The 16,430-nt window shown below is 66.7% G+C and carries 14 protein-coding genes and 2 pseudogenes; 4 read left to right on the forward strand and 12 right to left on the reverse strand.

From position 1 onward, the window contains the following. The first annotated feature begins 29 nt into the window (after nt 1–29). Both P2T60_RS05530 and P2T60_RS05535 read left to right on the forward strand, forming a co-directional pair. Nucleotides 30–2,444, forward strand: coding sequence for a DNA topoisomerase VI subunit B (locus tag P2T60_RS05530; RefSeq protein ID WP_276281555.1), 2,415 nt, complete (start codon nt 30–32; stop codon nt 2,442–2,444). Then, entirely contained in the window at nt 2,441–3,532 is a 1,092-nt protein-coding gene (locus P2T60_RS05535; RefSeq protein WP_276281556.1) for a DNA topoisomerase IV subunit A, read from the forward strand. The genes P2T60_RS05530 and P2T60_RS05535 overlap by 4 nt, the downstream gene beginning before the upstream one ends. Here the strand turns inward: P2T60_RS05535 and P2T60_RS05540 are convergent, their stop codons facing one another. Beyond that, complete coding sequence (locus tag P2T60_RS05540; protein ID WP_276281557.1) at nt 3,533–4,381, reverse strand: zinc ribbon domain-containing protein; 849 nt, start codon at nt 4,379–4,381, stop codon at nt 3,533–3,535. Nucleotides 4,382–4,481: 100 nt separating this feature from the next. Here P2T60_RS05540 and P2T60_RS05545 point away from each other — a divergent pair. Beyond that, nucleotides 4,482–4,724, forward strand: a pseudogene (locus P2T60_RS05545) (TOBE domain-containing protein); the annotation flags it as partial. A 142-nt stretch (nt 4,725–4,866) separates the two neighbouring features. Here the strand turns inward: P2T60_RS05545 and P2T60_RS05550 are convergent. The 5 genes from P2T60_RS05550 to P2T60_RS05570 form a co-directional block, all read right to left on the reverse strand. After that, the gene (locus P2T60_RS05550) at nt 4,867–5,310 is read right to left on the reverse strand and encodes a hypothetical protein (RefSeq protein ID WP_276281559.1); all 444 of its coding nucleotides are present in this window, start codon (nt 5,308–5,310) and stop codon (nt 4,867–4,869) included. A 270-nt stretch (nt 5,311–5,580) separates the two neighbouring features. Continuing rightward, a complete protein-coding gene (locus tag P2T60_RS05555; RefSeq protein WP_276281560.1) occupies nt 5,581–5,919 on the reverse strand; it encodes a DUF8070 family membrane protein in 339 nt (112 codons plus the stop codon). Nucleotides 5,920–6,014: 95 nt separating this feature from the next. Next, nucleotides 6,015–6,788, reverse strand: coding sequence for an MBL fold metallo-hydrolase (locus P2T60_RS05560; protein ID WP_276281561.1), 774 nt, complete (start codon nt 6,786–6,788; stop codon nt 6,015–6,017). Between the two features lie 154 nt (nt 6,789–6,942). Further along, the gene (locus tag P2T60_RS05565) at nt 6,943–7,596 is read right to left on the reverse strand and encodes a class I SAM-dependent methyltransferase (protein ID WP_276281562.1); all 654 of its coding nucleotides are present in this window, start codon (nt 7,594–7,596) and stop codon (nt 6,943–6,945) included. A 124-nt stretch (nt 7,597–7,720) separates the two neighbouring features. Beyond that, nucleotides 7,721–9,157, reverse strand: coding sequence for an FAD-binding oxidoreductase (locus P2T60_RS05570; RefSeq protein WP_276281563.1), 1,437 nt, complete (start codon nt 9,155–9,157; stop codon nt 7,721–7,723). A gap of 111 nt (nt 9,158–9,268) precedes the next feature. Between P2T60_RS05570 and P2T60_RS05575 the strand changes: the two genes are divergently transcribed. Continuing rightward, on the forward strand, nt 9,269–9,412 hold the full coding sequence (locus tag P2T60_RS05575) for a hypothetical protein (RefSeq protein ID WP_276281564.1): 144 nt from the start codon (nt 9,269–9,271) through the stop codon (nt 9,410–9,412). A gap of 400 nt (nt 9,413–9,812) precedes the next feature. On the opposite strand, the gene P2T60_RS05580 is transcribed toward P2T60_RS05575, so the two are convergent. The 6 genes and pseudogenes from P2T60_RS05580 to P2T60_RS05605 all read right to left on the reverse strand — a co-directional run. Next, the gene (locus P2T60_RS05580) at nt 9,813–11,195 is read right to left on the reverse strand and encodes a cytochrome P450 (RefSeq protein ID WP_276281565.1); all 1,383 of its coding nucleotides are present in this window, start codon (nt 11,193–11,195) and stop codon (nt 9,813–9,815) included. Nucleotides 11,196–11,261: 66 nt separating this feature from the next. Then, nucleotides 11,262–12,296 (reverse strand): DUF7972 family membrane protein, encoded by a 1,035-nt coding sequence (locus tag P2T60_RS05585; protein ID WP_276281566.1) that lies wholly within the window; start codon nt 12,294–12,296, stop codon nt 11,262–11,264. Further along, entirely contained in the window at nt 12,289–12,522 is a 234-nt protein-coding gene (locus tag P2T60_RS05590; RefSeq protein ID WP_276281567.1) for a hypothetical protein, read from the reverse strand. Before P2T60_RS05590 ends, P2T60_RS05585 begins: the two co-directional genes overlap by 8 nt. Nucleotides 12,523–12,597: 75 nt before the next feature. Further along, a complete protein-coding gene (locus tag P2T60_RS05595; RefSeq protein WP_276281568.1) occupies nt 12,598–13,647 on the reverse strand; it encodes an ABC transporter permease in 1,050 nt (349 codons plus the stop codon). Next, nucleotides 13,640–15,499, reverse strand: a complete 1,860-nt coding sequence (locus P2T60_RS05600; RefSeq protein WP_276281569.1) for an ABC transporter permease subunit — start codon at nt 15,497–15,499, stop codon at nt 13,640–13,642. The genes P2T60_RS05595 and P2T60_RS05600 overlap by 8 nt, the downstream gene beginning before the upstream one ends. Then, a pseudogene (locus P2T60_RS05605) lies at nt 15,496–16,305 on the reverse strand (ABC transporter ATP-binding protein); the annotation flags it as partial. The gene P2T60_RS05600 and the pseudogene P2T60_RS05605, both read right to left, overlap by 4 nt. Nucleotides 16,306–16,430 lie beyond the last annotated feature (125 nt).

Here is a 16,430-nt window from a genome sequence, read left to right on the forward strand (position 1 = left end):
ACATCCACGCGGTTACGACGTACCACAGAATGCCATCTATCCAGTCGACACTCGGCGAGGAGGAGGGGATTGCCGAAGAGTTGGCCGAGAGCCAACGGCAGATTTCCATCGCCGAGTTCTTCGAGAAGAACAAACACATGCTCGGGTTCGACAGCGGTGCCCGAGCGCTGGTGACGGCAGTAAAGGAGGCGGTGGACAACGCGCTGGACGCGACGGAAGAGGCCGACATCCTCCCCGACATCTACGTCGAAATCGACGACGCGGGCGACTACTACACCCTCGTCGTCGAGGACAACGGGCCGGGCATCACGAAAGAGCAACTTCCCAAGGTGTTCGGGAAACTCCTCTACGGGTCCCGGTTCCACGCCCGCGAGCAGTCCCGCGGCCAGCAGGGAATCGGCATCTCGGCGGCCGTACTCTACTCTCAGCAGACCTCCGGCAAGCCCGCCAAGATTACGAGCAAGACCGAGGAGGGCGGCGAGCAGTACTTCGAACTCATCATCGACACCGACGAGAACGAACCCGAAATCAAAGACGAGTCCGGCTCCCCGCCCGCTGGGAAGCACGTCAACCACACCCGCGGCACGCGCATCGAACTGGAGATGGAGGCCAACATGCGCGCCCGCCAGCAACTCCAGCGGTATATCAAGCACACCGCGGTCGTCAACCCCCACGCCAGAATCGAGTACCGCGAACCGGGCATGGACGAACCACAGCAGTTCCAACGGGCCGAGGGTGCCGAGCTCCCGGCCGAAACCGAGGAGATTCGCCCGCACCCCCACGGGGTCGAACTCGGCACCGTCCTGAAGATGCTGGCGAGTACCGACTCCCACAGCGTCTCGGGGTTCGTCCAGTCGGAGTTCACCCGCGTCGGAAAGAAGACCGCCAACTCCATCCTCGACAACTTCCGCGACCGCCACTTCGGCCGGGAGGCGGCGTGGCAACCGCCCCAGACTCACGAGAAGTCCGACTTCGCCCGCACGGTCGCAAACGCAGTCTCGAACAAGAGTAAGGACGCGAAGATGGCGTTCGGCGACGAGGTGGCCGAAGCGGTCGTCGGCCGGAGCCGAGTCGCCCACGGCGAACTGGTCGAAATCGTGGCCGAGACCGCCGAGGAGGTCGGCGACGGCGAGACGTTCAGCGAGACGTTCGGCGACACGGTCCAAGCGAACGTCGTCGAGGCGGCGTGGGCCGAACTCACCGACGACCGGACGAGCGACCTCTACCAACTCGTGGACGCGGCGACCAGCACCCGGAAGGACGACGAGACGGTCCACGGACTCGCCGAGCGACTCGCCAAGCGCTTCGAGAAGGGCCGCGAGCGAGACCGGGCGACTCACGACGAACTCCGGGGGTACGTGGACAAGGCCGCCGACCAGACCGAGGAGTACGACGACGCGACCATCGGCGAGACGGCCCGAGAGAACGTCGTGATGGAGGTCTGGAACACGATGGTCACGGTGCCCGACGAGGTGCCGAAGGTCCGGGAGTTCGTGGACGACCGGGACGCCTCCAGCGACCTGATGGAGGCGATGAAAGAGACCGACATCATCTCGCCGCCGACCAACTGCCTGTCGCCCATCACCGACGAACTCGTGGAGGCCGGACTCCGCAAGGAGTTCGACGCCGACTTCTACGCGGCCTCGACCCGAGACGCCGACGTTCACGGCGGCGACCCCTTCATCGTGGAGGCGGGCATCGCCTACGGCGGCGAACTGGAGGAAGACGGGAAGGCCGAGGTTCTGCGGTTCGCCAACCGGGTTCCGCTGGTCTACCAGCGCGGGGCCTGCGCGACGACCGACGTGGTGAAGTCCATCGGGTGGCGAAACTACAACCTCAGTCAACCCGGCGGGTCGGGCATCCCGACCGGCCCGGCGGTCATCATGATTCACGTCGCGTCCACGAACGTCCCGTTCACCAGCGAGAGCAAGGACGCGCTCGCCAACGTCCCCGAAATCGAGGACGAAATCGAGTTGGCGATTCGGGAAGCCGCCCGCGAGTTGAAGTCGTACCTCAACAAGCGCAAGTCCCTGCAAAAGCGCAAGAAAAAGCAGAACGTCATCGCCTCCATCCTCCCGAAGATGGCCGAGAAGTTGGCCGACGTGACCGAGAAAGGCGAACCCGCCTACGAGGACGCGCTGGCCCGAATCATGAACAACGTGCTGGTAGAGCGCGAAGTCGAGGACGGCAACGTCAGACTCGTCGTGGAGAACAACACCAGCGCGAACGCTTCCCCAGAGATTACCGACATCGTGAGCGCACAACCCCGGAACCTCTCGGACGGTGCGACGGTCGTGGACATGGACGGCGAGTGGTTCGTCAAGTGGTCCCCGACAGTCGAGAGCGGCGAGGAAGTCGTGCTGGAGTACGAAGTCGATGGAGAGGCAGAGTTCGACGTTAGCGTCGAAGGAATCGAAGACCCCAAACTCACTAAAAACACATGAGCGCAGACAACGAAGCCAAAGCCCGAGAGCAACTCATCGACCTCGCGGCACAGTTCTACGACCAGTTCGAGCAGGGCGAAATCCCCGAGATGTCGGTCCCGACCCGGACCAAGAGCAACATCGTCTTCGACGAGGAAGAGGACGTGTGGGTGTACGGGGACCGCGAGAGTACCCGGAGCGCCAACAGCGTCCGGGGCGCCCGTAAACTCCTTAAGGCTATATACACTATCGACTTCCTCTCCGAGCAGTTGGAGGAAGACCGGTCTTCGACCCTGCGTGAACTCTACTACCTCAGCGAGAGTTGGGACGTAAAGGAAGCCCAGTTCTCCTCGCAGGACGAGTCCAACCAGTTGGTAGAGGACTTGGAAATCGTCTCGGAGGTCACGCGCGAGGACTTCCACATGCGCCCCGAGGAGTCGGGCGCGACCATCATGGGTCCGCTCCACCTCCGCGAACAGACCCGGAGAGGCGAGCGCGACATTCACTGTCAGGAGGACGTGGGCGAAGGGGGCTATCAGATTCCGAACAACCCCGACACCATCGAGTTCCTCGACAACGACGCCGACTTCGTGCTGTGCGTCGAGACCGGCGGCATGCGCGACCGACTGGTCGAGAACGGTTTCGACGACGAGTACAACACCATCATCGTCCACCTCAAGGGGCAACCGGCGCGCGCGACCCGGCGCATCACCAAGCGCCTCCACGACGAACTCGGCCTGCCCGTGACCGTCTTCACGGACGGCGACCCGTGGTCGTACCGCATCTTCGGGTCGGTGGCCTACGGGTCCATCAAGTCGGCCCACCTCAGCGAGTATCTGGCCACGCCCGAAGCCCAGTTCATCGGCATCCAACCCGAGGACATCGTGGAGTACGACCTGCCGACCGACCCGCTCAGCGACTCGGACGTGAACGCCCTCGAAAGCGAGTTGGAGGACCCGCGCTTCCAGACCGACTACTGGGAAGAGCAGATAGAGATTCAGTTAGACATCGAGAAGAAGTCCGAACAGCAGTCGCTTGCGTCTCACGGTCTCGATTTCGTGACGGAGACGTACCTGCCCGAGCGGTTGGACGCGATGGGCGTGCTGTAGTCAGGCGAACTCGCGTTCGCGCTCTTTCTCTCGGTCGTCGGCGACGTTCCCGACGAACGGGTCGCCGTTCGCGCACGCTCGGCAGTAGCTGTTTTCGCCCGTTTCGAGCGTCTCGACCGGAATCCCGGCGACGTAGCGCTTCTCGGTGAAGGTCCGCTTGACTCCCGTCCCGACCGGTCGCGCGCAGGCCGAACAGGGCGTGGTGGGTTCCGTAACGACTTCCTCGTCGGTCCGGCGTCGGCGGCCGAACGTGGTCGGCGACTCGACGCCGGGGACGAACTGGGCGCTGAACAGCACGGACGCGACTGTCGTGAGCAGGAACGTGACCGCGAGGAGGGTCGGAACGAGCGACGACGTAACCCACAGGAGCAACACCGCGGCGAGCGCCGTGGAGACTCCGAGCGTGAGACCGGCGGCGACGGCGACGGCGGACCGCCAGTTCCACCCGGACGAGTGTCCCTTCGACGGGCGGCGCTCGGTGCCGTCGGCGTGGAGTTCGACCCGTTCAGCGCCGACCGAATAGCTGTACCACCCGTAGAGCAGGTTGCCGACGCCGCTGGTGAACACGAGCAGTAGCGCGTGCATCCCGATGGACCCGATTCCGCGGTTTATCATGACCACTCGGTCGCCGTGGTCGCGTTTCACGTCCCAGCCATCGACCGCGAAGCCCTCGACGCGGCGACGGAGGTCGGCGTGACGCGCCGGACCGGTCGTACCGGTCGAAAACGCTTCGGTCGAGGCGGTCGTTTCCTCGCCCACGCTGGCCCCGCACTGCGAGCAGAACGAGTCGCCCGACGACAGCGACTCGCCGCACTGCGAGCAGAAGTTCGGAGTAGTGGGAGAACTCACGTTCGAACGTTCTCGGGATGCAACAAGTAGATTGTGTTGGATTTCCGAATATCGGTAGTGGAACCGAACCGCGAGCGCCGTCGGGTCTCGGCCCGCCAAAGGACGTATTACGGGGCGCGGCGTACTCCGGTCGATGCCACTCAGCGCGCGCAACCGACTCGCGGGAACCGTCGAATCGCTCGATACGGAGGGATTGATGGCCGAAATCGTCGTAGCGACCGACGGCGGGCAGGAAGTGACCGCAATCATCACCAGCAACTCGGTCGAACGCCTCGGCATCGAGGAGGGCGACGAAGTGAACGCTGTCGTCAAAGCGACCGAAGTGATGATAGACGCCGAGTGAGGTCCGCCACTGGCCGTCTCCGCGCCGGTCCGTCTCCGGTCGGAGACCGACCGTCAGCCATCGTCCACCGTCCGTCGGCGAGACGCCCCGTCGTGACGCGTTCGCGGCCGTCCAGACGCGGGGGTCCGGCCGAGCGCCCGACTCACCGCTCGAACCACGCTTCGAGTATCGTCTCTACCGTCTCGTCCTGCGAGCGGACGTGTTCGCGTTCCGGGTCGCTCCGGAACTCCAGCGGTCGAAGGTCGTCGACCGCGACTCGCTCGGCGTCGAGTTTCGCCGCGGCGGCGACTTTCTCGTCGTCCAGAGCGAACGACCGGCCGGGTTCGCCCCGACCCTCGCGGGCGACGAGGGTCCGAGCGTCGTCCAACACCTCGACGCCCTCGTCGGTCCAGCAGTCGTGACAGCACCGAAATTCGAGGGTGCCGCCGTAGTCGCCGACTTCGGTCGGGGCGAGTCCGCCGCGGGTCGCCGCGCCCCAGACGAGTCCGAGCGTATCGACCGTGACGTACCGGTCGTCGTCGCTCCCGCAGGCCGCGCAGACCGCGGGTTCGTCGGCGTAGGGCCAGTCGTCGGGGACCGTCTTCATGCTTCGAAGTTGATGCAGTACCGACATATGCGTACCGCTCGGGACCGCGGCGTCGGTCGGTCGCACCCGGACACTTTTATCTGTCTTTTAGACTTGTTTTACTTTTCTTTAGCATTCTATAGCCGTCTCTCAGAACGAGGTAGCTGTCTCTCCCGTCCACGTCGGTGCGTGCTGGCGTCGTCGGCGCGGAGCGCCGACGACTCGTGGGCGGGTCGTCTCCGGGCGCGACCGCGAGCGGACAGGGACGTTCGAGGGCGGTATCGCGCCTTCCTATCGAAGCAACACCGCGAGTCCGACGACGTTCCAGACGACGAGACCGAGACCGTAGAACAGCAGTTTCGCCCGGAGCGAGTAGTCCGAACTCGACCCCGGAAGCATCTCCATGCCCTCCGTGAGACCGGCCATGTCCATCTCCTCGGCCTGTCCGAACCCGGAGGCGGGCGCGGCCCCGGCCTCGCCAGCGCCGAGGACGACCAAGATGACTCCGGTCCCCGCGAGGACCAACAGCGGCAGTCCCGACCGGAAGACCAGATACGCCGTGCCGACGGTCACGACTGCGGCGAGCAGGGTGTAGCGAGCGAGAGGGGCTATCAGGGCGTTCCAGTCCATACGTACTCGTCGGCCAGCCGAAAGAAAAAGCCGGGGGTAGTTCGGGCGTCAACCGACGATGGCTCCCGGACCCGGCCACCGTCCGGTCCGGAGGATTACCCGTCGCTCCGTTCGTCCAGCACGACCGGAACGCCGCGCCCGGCCACGTCCGCGGCGAACGCGCCCGAGTCGGTTTCGAGGGCCTCGAAGGTGTTGTAGTGAATCGGAAGCACGAGGTCGGGGTCCATCTCCTCGGCGAGTTCGGCCGCCTCGCGTCGGTCCATGGTGAACGACCCGCCGATGGGCGGGCAGAAAAGCGACACGTCGAGTTCCGCGTGGCCCGGCAGAGCGTCCGAGTCGCCCGGCCAGAACACCGTCACGTCGTCGCCGCCCTCGCCGGGAAGCGTGAGGTGGTAGCCGACGCCGAAGCCCTCGGGGTGGAAGGGTTCGCCGCTCGAATCGGTGTGGGGACCGTCGGGGTCGTTGTACCCCGGAATCGACCGGACGATAACGTCGCCGAGCAGTCGGTCGTCCGCGTCGCCGACGCGGACGACTTCGTAGGGCAGGTCGTCTACGTCTTCCACGTCGCGGTCGATTTTCGGCGGGTAGACCGCCTCGTAGACGACCACGGCGGCGTCGTCTCCCGCCACGCGCCGGATGCCCTCGGAGTCGTAGTGGTGGTCGTGCGTGACCAACACGAGGTCGCCGTCCTCCGGGCGGTAGTCGCGCGCCTCGGGGTGGCCGACGCTCGGCGAGTCGGGCCGCCACTCGCCCGTGAGCGTCCCGTACCGGCCGGGGTCCACGTAGACTACGGTGCCGTCGGGCGATTCGAGGCGCAGACCGGCGTAGCCGAGCCACTCTACGAGAAGTCCGTCGTGTCGAACCGTCATACCGGGAGGTAAGAGCGGGCGGGCCTAAAGGTTCGGCATCGGCGCGCCGAGCGAAGAATCGCCGCGACTGCCGTATTCAGCGCGCACAGTCCTGCGCGCGCTGAATCGCGGCCACGCGCGGACGACCACGCGAGCGCGAGCGGTGCGAGCGGAGTCAGGAACCGTCGGGGCGGCGGAACGCCCGGAGGGTGTCGCGCTTGGTCGCTCGGTGTGCGACCTCGGTAAGTCCGCGGTCGGTGAAGATGCGGTTCCAGTTTCGATAGTAGAGCGGGAACTCCTCGTTGACGTAGTTGACGCCGCGGCGCGCCTCGCGTTCGGTGTCGTCTTCGTTCTCGGAGACCGGCTCGCCGTCACGGTCCTCGTTCTCGACGGTGACGAGCAGGTCGTCGGTAATCCGGGCCAGTTCGCCGAAGACCGCCTCGTCGTCGGGATGGATGTGCTGGAGCGTCTCGACCGAGAACACCGCGTCGAACCGGCGGTCCTCGAACTCCGCCGCGACCGTCTCGATGGCGTCGTTGTAGAACGTCCCGGCGGCGGCGAGGTCGGGGTACGCGTCGTCCATCACCTCGAAGGCTTCGTCGTTGATTTCGACGCCGTGAACCCGGTGGTAACCGTGTTCGTGGAGGTGCGCGAGGTGGCGGCCCGAACTGCACCCCAGTTCCACGACGGACGCGTCCGACCCCACGAACGAGTCGAGCAGGTCCAGAATCATCTCGCTCGTCTCGTCCGGGCCGTAGTACGCGTAGTAACTCGGCGAGTACTCCCCCGACCGCTCGGCCCACCGCTCTCGAACTTCGTCGGAATTCACCTCTATCGGGACGGACCGCGGCCGTAAAACCCCACCGGCCTCGGGACGGCGGGCGTGGCCGGGGCGGTGTCGTTGGACGCGGTGCTGTGGTGGGCCGCGAGAAGTCGATAGGGCGCGTCGGGAGTCAGTCGTGAGGTGGTGCGTCGTCGTCCGCGCGGACTCGGCCGCCGTCTTCGGTCTCGGGGAACACCTTCCCCGGATTCAGGGTGTCGCGGGGGTCGAACGCCCGCTTGAGGCGGCGCATGGCTTCGACGGTTTCGGGACCGTGTTCGACTTCGAGGAAGTCGCGCTTGCCGAGACCGATGCCGTGTTCGCCCGTCGCGGTGCCGCCGAGGTCGATTGCCTTCTCGACGGTGGCTTCGTAGAGTTCGTGGGCGGCCTCGACTCGTCCGGGGTCGTCCTCCTCGACCAGCACGGAGTAGTGGAGGTTGCCGTCGCCCGCGTGCCCGAAACAGGGGACCAGCAGGTCGCGGTCGTCGGCGGCGGATTTGACGAACCGCACCATCTCGGGGTAGGCGCTGATTGGCACCGTCACGTCGCCGGGATGGAGTGCGGTCAGGTCGGGGTCCCAGAGTTGGATGGCGTACGCGAGGTCCTCGCGGGCCTCCCAGAGGTCGGACATCTCCGCGTCGTCCGCCGCAGTCTCGAACCGCTGGCAGTCGTGGTCGGCGAACACCTCGCGGCAGAAGTCGATTTCGCGCGCTACGCCGTGGTCGGCGTGGAATTCGAGGAAGACGGTGGGCGCGTCGGGCAGGTCGGTGCCGGTGTAGGCGTTTGCCATCCGCGCGGAGTCCTCGTCCACGAGTTCGATGGTCGCCACGTCCACGCCCGAGCGCGCGGCGTCGAAGACGGCCTCGGCCGCGGCGTCGAGCGACGGGAAGAGCGCGCGAGCGCCGCGAACCTGCTCGGGTCGGCCCGCGAGTTCGAGGGTCGCGCGCGTGACGACCCCGAGGGTGCCCTCGCTCCCGACGAAGAGGTCTTTGAGGTTGTAGCCGCTGGAGGTTTTCGCGGCCCTGCTCCCGGCGGCGACGACCGACCCGTCGGCGAGGACGACTTCCAACTCCAGCACCCAGTCGGCGACTTCGCCGTACTTGACGGTCTTCATCCCCGAGGCGTCGTTCGCTATCATCCCGCCGACGGTCGAGATGTCGCCCGAGGAGGGGAGCGGCGGGAAGAACAGGCCTTCGTCGGCGACTGCTTCGTCCACCGCAGAGCCGTAGACGCCGGGTTCAACGTCGATTTGGAAGTCATCGGCGCGCACGTCCAACACGGCGTCCATTCGCGAACAGTCGAGGCTGACGCCGCGGCGGGCGGGGACGGCGTTGCCCTCCAGACTCGTCCCCGCGGCGAACGGCGTGACCGGGACCCGGCGCTCGTCGGCCGCCGCGAGGACGGCCGACACGTCGGCGGTCGATTCGGGCCAGACCACGGCGTCGGGGGTGACGCCCAGTCCGCGCTCCTCGGCCCCGAAGTCGGCCGCGTGGCTCTCGCGGGCCGACTCGCCGAACGAGACTTCGCCGTCGAGCGCGAGGTCCGAGAGGAACGAGCAGTTGTGTGTCATACGCTAGCGTCGGTCGGGGGTCGCTTAAAGTTTGGACCGCGCTCGGGCGGTCAGGTGGGAAGTCGTCGGTGACGCCGAGCGCGAAAAGCCGGTGAGACAGCGACCGACGACGTGAGAGACGAAGAGCGCCAGATTCGGAGGACGGCCGACAGCGACCGACTGCTCGAACCGATGACTCGTGCCACCGGCCGAAACTCGTGGTCCGGTCCGCCGGGCGCTATCGCTGGCTTCGGGATGTGGCGTTTCGTGGATTGAGACAATCCGCGGAACCGCGAATTGGGACAGACCACGGGACGCGCCGCGTCTGCGCTCGCGCTCGCGGTCCGCGCGAGCGCAGACGCACGCGGGGAGGTTCGGGGCGCGGTGCGGATGTGGTGCGGAGGCGGTGCGGAGGCGGTGCTGTGCAGTTTTGATTGGCTCAGGCCTGACGCCCGCGACTCCGGGTCGTCTGCTGTTCGCGGTCCGGGGTCGGCGGTGTCGTTCGGTCGGCAGTGCAGTCGGCGGTGTCGCGCGGTCGGCGGTGTCGCGCGGTCGGCGGTGTCGTGCGGCCGCAGTTGACCCGACCGTGCGGTCGTGACCGTCGCCGACTTCGCAGAGCAACAATCACAGACGTAATCCGCGTCTACATAATTCTGAAACAAACAAAAATAATTCTCTACGAAATCTCTACCTCGGTCTCGGACACGTCCCACTGGGTGCCCTCGCGCTCGTGAATCTTCATCTGGACCGGGTTCTGCGGCCGCGCGGTGATGCTCGGTTGGAGGTCCAACGCGGGTGAGGAGACGAGTTCGAGGTGGAACTCCTGTAGAATCGTCGCCAGCACGAGGCGGGCCTCCAGCATGGCGAAGCGGTCGCCGATGCACCGGCGCGGTCCCGCCGCGAACGGGAAGTAGGCCAGTCGCGGGATGGACTCGCGGAAGCCGTCGGTCCACCGCTCCGGTCGGAACGCCATCGGGTCGTCGTACCACCGCGGGTCGCGGTGGACGTGGTACTGACTCATGCTGACCGTCACGCCCGCCGGAATCCGGTAGTCGCCCACGTAGTCGTCCTCGACCGGTTCGCGGACGATGCCCGGCACCGGCGGGTAGAGGCGCATCGACTCTTGGACGACCTGTTCGAGGTACGTGAGGTCGTTCAGGTCCGCCATCGTCGGCCGGTCGCCGCCCAGCACGTCGTCGAGTTCCGCGAGTAGTTTCTCCTCGACGCCGGGATTCTGGGCCAACACGAAGAAGGTGAACGTGAGCGCCAGCGCGGTGGTCTCGTGGCCCGCCAGCAGGAGCGTCATCACCTCGTCGCGGACCTGCCGGTCGCTCATCCCCTCGCCCTCCTCGTCGCGGGCCGACAGGAGCATCGATACCACGTCGTCGTCGGTCGGGTTGCGCTTTCGCTCGCGGATGATGCGGGCGACCACGCGGTCGAGCGTCTCGACCGCGTTCTCCAACCGGCGGCGGCCGGGCGTCGGAACCTCCTTCGGGAGCAGGTCGGCCAGCGAGAACTCCGAGGCGTCCATCACGACCTCCAGCGCGTCGCCGACGCGCTCGGACTCGTCGCTCAGGTCCAGACCGAACAGGGACCGGCCGACGATTTCGAGCGTCAGCGCGGTCATCTCCGAGTGAACGTCTCGCACCTCGTCGTCGCGCCACCGGGCGGTCTGGCCTTCGGTCACATCCACCATCATCTCGGCGTACGTCGAGATGCGCTCGGGGTGGAACGCGGGTTCCACGAGGTGGCGCTGTCGCCGCCAGAACTCGCCTTCGCTGTTCAGGATGCCGTTGCCCGTGACCGGCCCGAGCGCCTCCTGAAACGCTTCGCCCTTCACGTAGTTCTGGTTGTTCCGGACGAGGACGTGTTCGATGTGGTCGGGGTCCGCGAGGTGGTATATCCACCCGTTGGGAATCTTCCAGCGAACCACGTCGCCGTACTCGCGGTGCATCCGGCGCTCGAACTCGAACTGGTCGCGGGCGAACTCGTGGAGGCTTCCGACGACCGGCAGTCCGTCGGGACCCGGCGGCGTCTTGGCCTTCCGGCGATTAGTCATGTCGCTCGCTACGCGGCGGAGACCCAAGTAGCCGACGTTAGCAACGCCGTACAACCCGAATCCGGTTCACGAGTCGTCGCTGTAGGACTGCCGGAGGACGAACGGCCCGATTGCCAGCGCGTGCTTGGCCACGACCACGATGCGCAGGATGTAGGTCAGAAACAGGAGGAACGGGACCAGCGTGACGGTGAACGCCGCGCCGACGACCCACGTCACGTTCGGCACGCCGAGCGTCGCCCCCGGAAAGGTCGCCGCGCCGACGAACGCCAGCATCGACCCGGCCACGACCAGCGCCGGGACCGCCGCGTAGAGGATGTACCGCGAGAGGTCGATGAGTTCCCACTGGAAGTACAGCGTCTTGATGTGTTCGCGCGCCGGGCCGAACATGGTCAGGGCCGTCTCCAAGTCGTGGAACGCTTCGCGGTCCCCGTCGTCCAGACTGTCCTCGAACTGGTCGGTCAGGCGCTCTATCTGGTAAATCTTCCACGCGTAGTTGTAGTCGAGCGCCGCGCCCAACACCCCGAACGTGCCGAACTGGGCGTCGCCGAGTTTGTCGAGGGTCGTGTCGGCGTTGTTCCGCAGACTGTCGAGCAGTTCGCCGACCTGTCGGCGGAGTTCCTCGTCGTCGTTGTCCGCGAGGCGTTCTTCGAGCGCGTCCGCCCGGCGCTTGTTCACGTCCAGAAGTTGGCCGAGGAACTGGGCGGGGTCGGCCTCCGGTGCCGACTCGAAGAGTTCGGTCGCGTAGGTCCGGAAGTCCATCGCGTCGCTCATCCGCTGGCGCTGGTCGCCCAGCGGTCCGTTCTCTTGGGAGATGACGAGTTGGCTGATGGTGACGACCAGCGTCGTCCCGGTGATGACGGCTCCTATCATGGTCGAGAACATGGTCTCGACGGTGTCGGACGACCGGATGGCGACCTGTAACGACGGGACCGAGACCGTGCTGGCGGCGACGAACCCGGCGAAGACGCCGAGGGCCAACAGACCCGTCGCGCCGAACCGATTGCCGCCGAGCAGGAACCAGTTGTAGAAGCGATTCAGGCCGATGCGCTCGCGGAGCGTGTTCGCCGACCGAATCTCGTCGGACTCGGGGGTCTCACTCATCGTCGGCCTCGGAGCCATCTCGCCGGGTGTCGGTCTCGGCGACGGGTCGCCGGAAGACGAGGAACTTGGTCCCGCCGCCCACGTAGTCGATGGTCTCGTCGAGTTCCCACCCGTCGGCGGCGAACTCCGCTAAGGTCGGCGTGGGGTCGCGGGCCTCCTTCTGCGAGGTCTCTCGGGGTGGCTTGACCACTCGGTACTCCCATCTGGCGGACGACTCGGAATCCACGTGACCGGAGTGACGGGAGTAGAGAGGCTAAAGGTGGCGGCCAGTGAGACGGCGAACCCGACTCGGGTTCGCCGTCTACTCGCCGAGTCCCCGACGCCCGACGAGTCGCCGGAGACCGACGAACGCGGCGAGCGAGACGACCAGATACGCCGCGACCGAGAGGTGAGTCGTGGTCGTCGGACTCCCGATGGCCAACTTCGCCACCGCGTTGGCGGGCGACTCCGGCAGGAGGTAGGTCGCGCTGAACACCACCAGCACGCCCATCGAGAAGAGGAACTGGGCCTGCTTTCGCTCGCGGAACGCCAGCGCCGCCGTCGCGCCCATCGTGACCACGCCGACCGAAAAGCCGGTCACGAGCAGGAGGATTTCGAGGGGGTTCGAAATCGCGGTCCCGTTGAGCGACAGAAGCGCCAGCCACGCGCCCGCCTGCACGGGCGCGAGGACGCCCATCGCCAGCATCTTCCCGTCCACGATGTCGGTGGCGGTCAGCGGCGTCACCCGGAGCAGTTCCAGCGTCCCGCGGTCGTACTCCTCGGCGATGGCGTCCACCGCGATGGACCCGCTGACGAACACCGGCAGGAACGTGAGGAGGGGAACCAGCACGGTGTAGGTGAACCCGAAGTAGGGACTCGACGACGACTCGGGCGGAAGTTCGACGGGTCGGCGGTCGAGTCTGGAGTCGAGTCGCTGTCGCTCGTTTCGCTCGAACGCCTCCAGCACGCCCTTAATCTGGGTCACGACCAGCGTCGTCCGGACGTTGCCGTCGGGCGCGACCGCTCGCACGCGCGCCCGACCGTCGGGCGCACGTTCTACCATAAGTACGGCGTGAATCTCGCCTCGGCGGAAGTCCCGCATCGCGGCCTCCTCGGTGCCGTACTCGACGGCCCGCCACCCGCGTTCGTCCTCGACGACGGGCACGATGTCCTCGCCCGCCTCGCCCGTGACGCCGAACTCCACGACGAACTGGTTCGAGACCGACCCGGGGTCGTACAGCGAGACGAGTCCGACCGCGAGGAACGACGAGAACGCCGCGACGAACAACTGGATGAGGATTGCCAGCACGATGGTCTTCTCGCTCCGGAGCGAGGCCAACTCGCGCTTGGCGACCGTCAGGCGCTTACCCAAGGAAACTCACCACCGTTAGGTTGTAGACGGCGTGAAGCAGGGTCGCCGCGACCAGCGTCCCGGCGTACCAGTTGCGGTCCCGGGTCGCGCCCGCGGCCGTAATCGTCGCGGTGACGGTGTGAAGCGCGAGGGGCGCGAACAGCAGGCCGAGAAGCGCGAGCGGCGAGGTTTCGACGCCCAGACCCGTCACGGTGCCGAACGCGGCCTGTCCGAGTTCGAGGTTGGGCAGGCCGACCAGTTGGGCGACTGCGGTCGCCTTCTCGCCGAGGAAGAAGCCCAGACCCGACAGGAACCCGAGAACCGCGGCCGACCGGAAGGTCCGCTCGAACCGCGAGTGGGCGAACCCGGCGTAGACGTGGACGCTCTTTGCGACTTCCTCCACGAGGGCGATGGCGACCAGCAGGACCGGCATCGACAGCGACACCGGGAGCGCGAACAGCAAGGCCACCGCGAGCAGTTCGCCGACGAAGACGAACGGAATCGAGAGCGCGCTGACCTTCGCAATCGAGCGCCGCCCGGAAATCTGGCTGTCGAGCGCGTCGAGGAACTTCAGCGGGACCGGACGCTGGGTGAACATGTCTTCCTCGCGGTAGACGCCCGCGCCGAGCGCGAACAGGACGCCCGCCGAGAGGTAGAGCGGTCCGGTCGAGAAGGCGTAGTCGCCGAGCGAGAACGCGGTGCCCCGGAGGGCCTTCACCACGAGGGTCAGCGGCGAGATGGCCGCTACTGGGTGGACGTTGGTGAAGATGGCCGGGACGAAGGCGTAGGAGGTCAGGAACACCGAGAGCGTCACCGTGACGAAGGTGAGTTCCTTGAACGACCGGGCGAACATCCCGCCGACGAACGACGCCGCGAGGAACAGCAGAGCGATTGGGACCACCGCCGAGACGGACTTTGCCGCGGTCGCGGCGATTGCGGCGATTCCCTCCGCGGCGGGCGTCAGGACGGCGATTCCGACCGCAGTCGCCGAGGCGATGGCGACCATCCCGAGGAAGTACGGCAGGGTCTTGCCCGCGATGATGTCGCCGCGCGAGACCGGCGAGACCAGCAGGAGTTCGCCGCGTTCGTTGACTCGCTCGTCCAGAATCGTGGAAGCGTAGGCCTGAATCACGAAGTTCATCGGCAGGACGAACGCGAACGCCAGAACCAGCGACTCGAAGGGGAACGGCGGCGCGATGTCCGCCGGGGTGCCACCGCGGGCGTTTCCGCCGAACAGCGACCCGCCGCTTCCGACCGAGGGGGCCTGCACCGGGTCGCCGGTCTCGCCCGCGCCGGGCGAGGCGGTGGCCGAGTCGCCGGACTCGGACCCGTCGCTCTCGGTTCCGTCTCCGCCGCCGAGACGCTTCTCGCCCGCGCGGGTCGTCCGCGTGGCGACCGAATCAGCGCCGCTCGCGCCCGCCCGGAGACCGGTCTGCTCCTCGTAGCGGACCGACACCTCGACCGGGAAAGCGGCGGCTTGGTCGGACTCTTGGCTCATCAGGCCGTCGTTGTACCGCTTGACGGTCTTGCGGAACTCCGCGAGGGCGGCCTTTCCTTTGGGAGTGTCGGCCGCGACTATCGGTTGGCCGCGCTGGACGAGAACGTCGATTCGCTCCGGGAAGTGCTGGGCGTTCGGTTCGACCGCGACGAACGTCGGGTCCGCTTTCACGGGGTCGTAGTAGGGGCTATCCTGCGAGACGCCGACGCGGTAGATGCCGTCGTCTAGAGTGACGCCCTCGCTGGCGACCATCGGGGTGAGCGCGCCGACCGCCAGCAGGACGACGAGACCGATTGCGGCGGTCCGGCGGTCGAGTTGGCCCGCGTTCTTCGACACCTCCCAGCGCGCGATGCGGAGGACCTTCCGGGGGTTCACGGTCGTCCCTCCACGTCCGGGGACTCCTCGGCGAGGTCCAGAAAGATGTCTTCGAGGCTCGGGGTGTGGGTCTGGATGTCCTCGACTTCGCCGCCCGCGCTCTCGGCGAGTTCGCGGGTCTCCTCTACGGCGTCCATGCTCTCGACGACCCGGCAGAAGTGGCCGTTCTCCCGGACCGCGCCCTCGACTTCGACGGTGGTGTAGACGCGGTACTCGGTCCGGCCGTGTTCCTCGCGGATGTTCTCGACGCTCCCGCGGGCGACGATGCGGCCGTCGTTCATCACGGCCACGCGGTCGCAGATGCTCTCGACGTGGAAGAGGTTGTGGGCACTGAAGACGACGGTCTTGCCCGACTCGGCGAGTTCGCGGGTGAACTCGATGATGTAGTTGGTCGTGAGGGGGTCGAGTCCGCTCGCGGGTTCGTCGTAGACCAGCACGTCGGGGTCGTTGACCAGCGAGCGCGCGATGGCGACTTTCCGGGTCATCCCCTTGGACATGTCGCCTATCTTCCGGTCGCGGTGGTCGAGTTCGAGGCGGTCCAAGGTGTCGTGGATGCGCTCGCGAGCGGCGTCGGAGGGCACGTCGTAGAGGTCGGCGAAGAACCGGAGGTAGGAGACGGCGGTCATGTCCTCGTAGAGGGGCGACTCCTCGGGGAGGAAGCCGAGGCGGGTCCGCATCTCGGGGTCTTGGGCGTCGTACCCGGCGACTCGGGCCGACCCGGAGGTGGGTTCCACGAGTCCGGAGAGCATCTTCAGGGTCGTGGTCTTGCCCGCACCGTTCGGGCCGATGACGCCGAACACTTCGCCCTCGGGGACCGAGAAGCTACTCCCCTCGACGGCGGTGAACCCGCCGTACTCCTTGCGCAGATTTTCGACTTCTATCATCGGGACACTCGGGAGTGTTCACCGGGGGAACTTGATTTTATGGTTGG

The organism is Halorussus caseinilyticus (genome assembly GCF_029338395.1).
In the GTDB taxonomy this organism is placed as follows: domain Archaea; phylum Halobacteriota; class Halobacteria; order Halobacteriales; family Haladaptataceae; genus Halorussus; species Halorussus caseinilyticus.

Excerpts from the sequence above, each read along its gene's own strand:
- P2T60_RS05555 (WP_276281560.1), bottom strand. The coding sequence starts at position 5,919 with ATGGACTGGAACGCCCTGATAGCCCCTCTCGCTCGCTACACCCTGCTC.
- P2T60_RS05535 (WP_276281556.1), top strand. The coding sequence starts at position 2,441 with ATGAGCGCAGACAACGAAGCCAAAGCCCGAGAGCAACTCATCGACCTC.
- P2T60_RS05530 (WP_276281555.1), top strand. The coding sequence starts at position 30 with ATGCCATCTATCCAGTCGACACTCGGCGAGGAGGAGGGGATTGCCGAA.
- P2T60_RS05570 (WP_276281563.1), bottom strand. The coding sequence starts at position 9,157 with ATGACACACAACTGCTCGTTCCTCTCGGACCTCGCGCTCGACGGCGAA.
- P2T60_RS05585 (WP_276281566.1), bottom strand. The coding sequence starts at position 12,296 with ATGAGTGAGACCCCCGAGTCCGACGAGATTCGGTCGGCGAACACGCTC.
- P2T60_RS05550 (WP_276281559.1), bottom strand. The coding sequence starts at position 5,310 with ATGAAGACGGTCCCCGACGACTGGCCCTACGCCGACGAACCCGCGGTC.
- P2T60_RS05580 (WP_276281565.1), bottom strand. The coding sequence starts at position 11,195 with ATGACTAATCGCCGGAAGGCCAAGACGCCGCCGGGTCCCGACGGACTG.
- P2T60_RS05560 (WP_276281561.1), bottom strand. The coding sequence starts at position 6,788 with ATGACGGTTCGACACGACGGACTTCTCGTAGAGTGGCTCGGCTACGCC.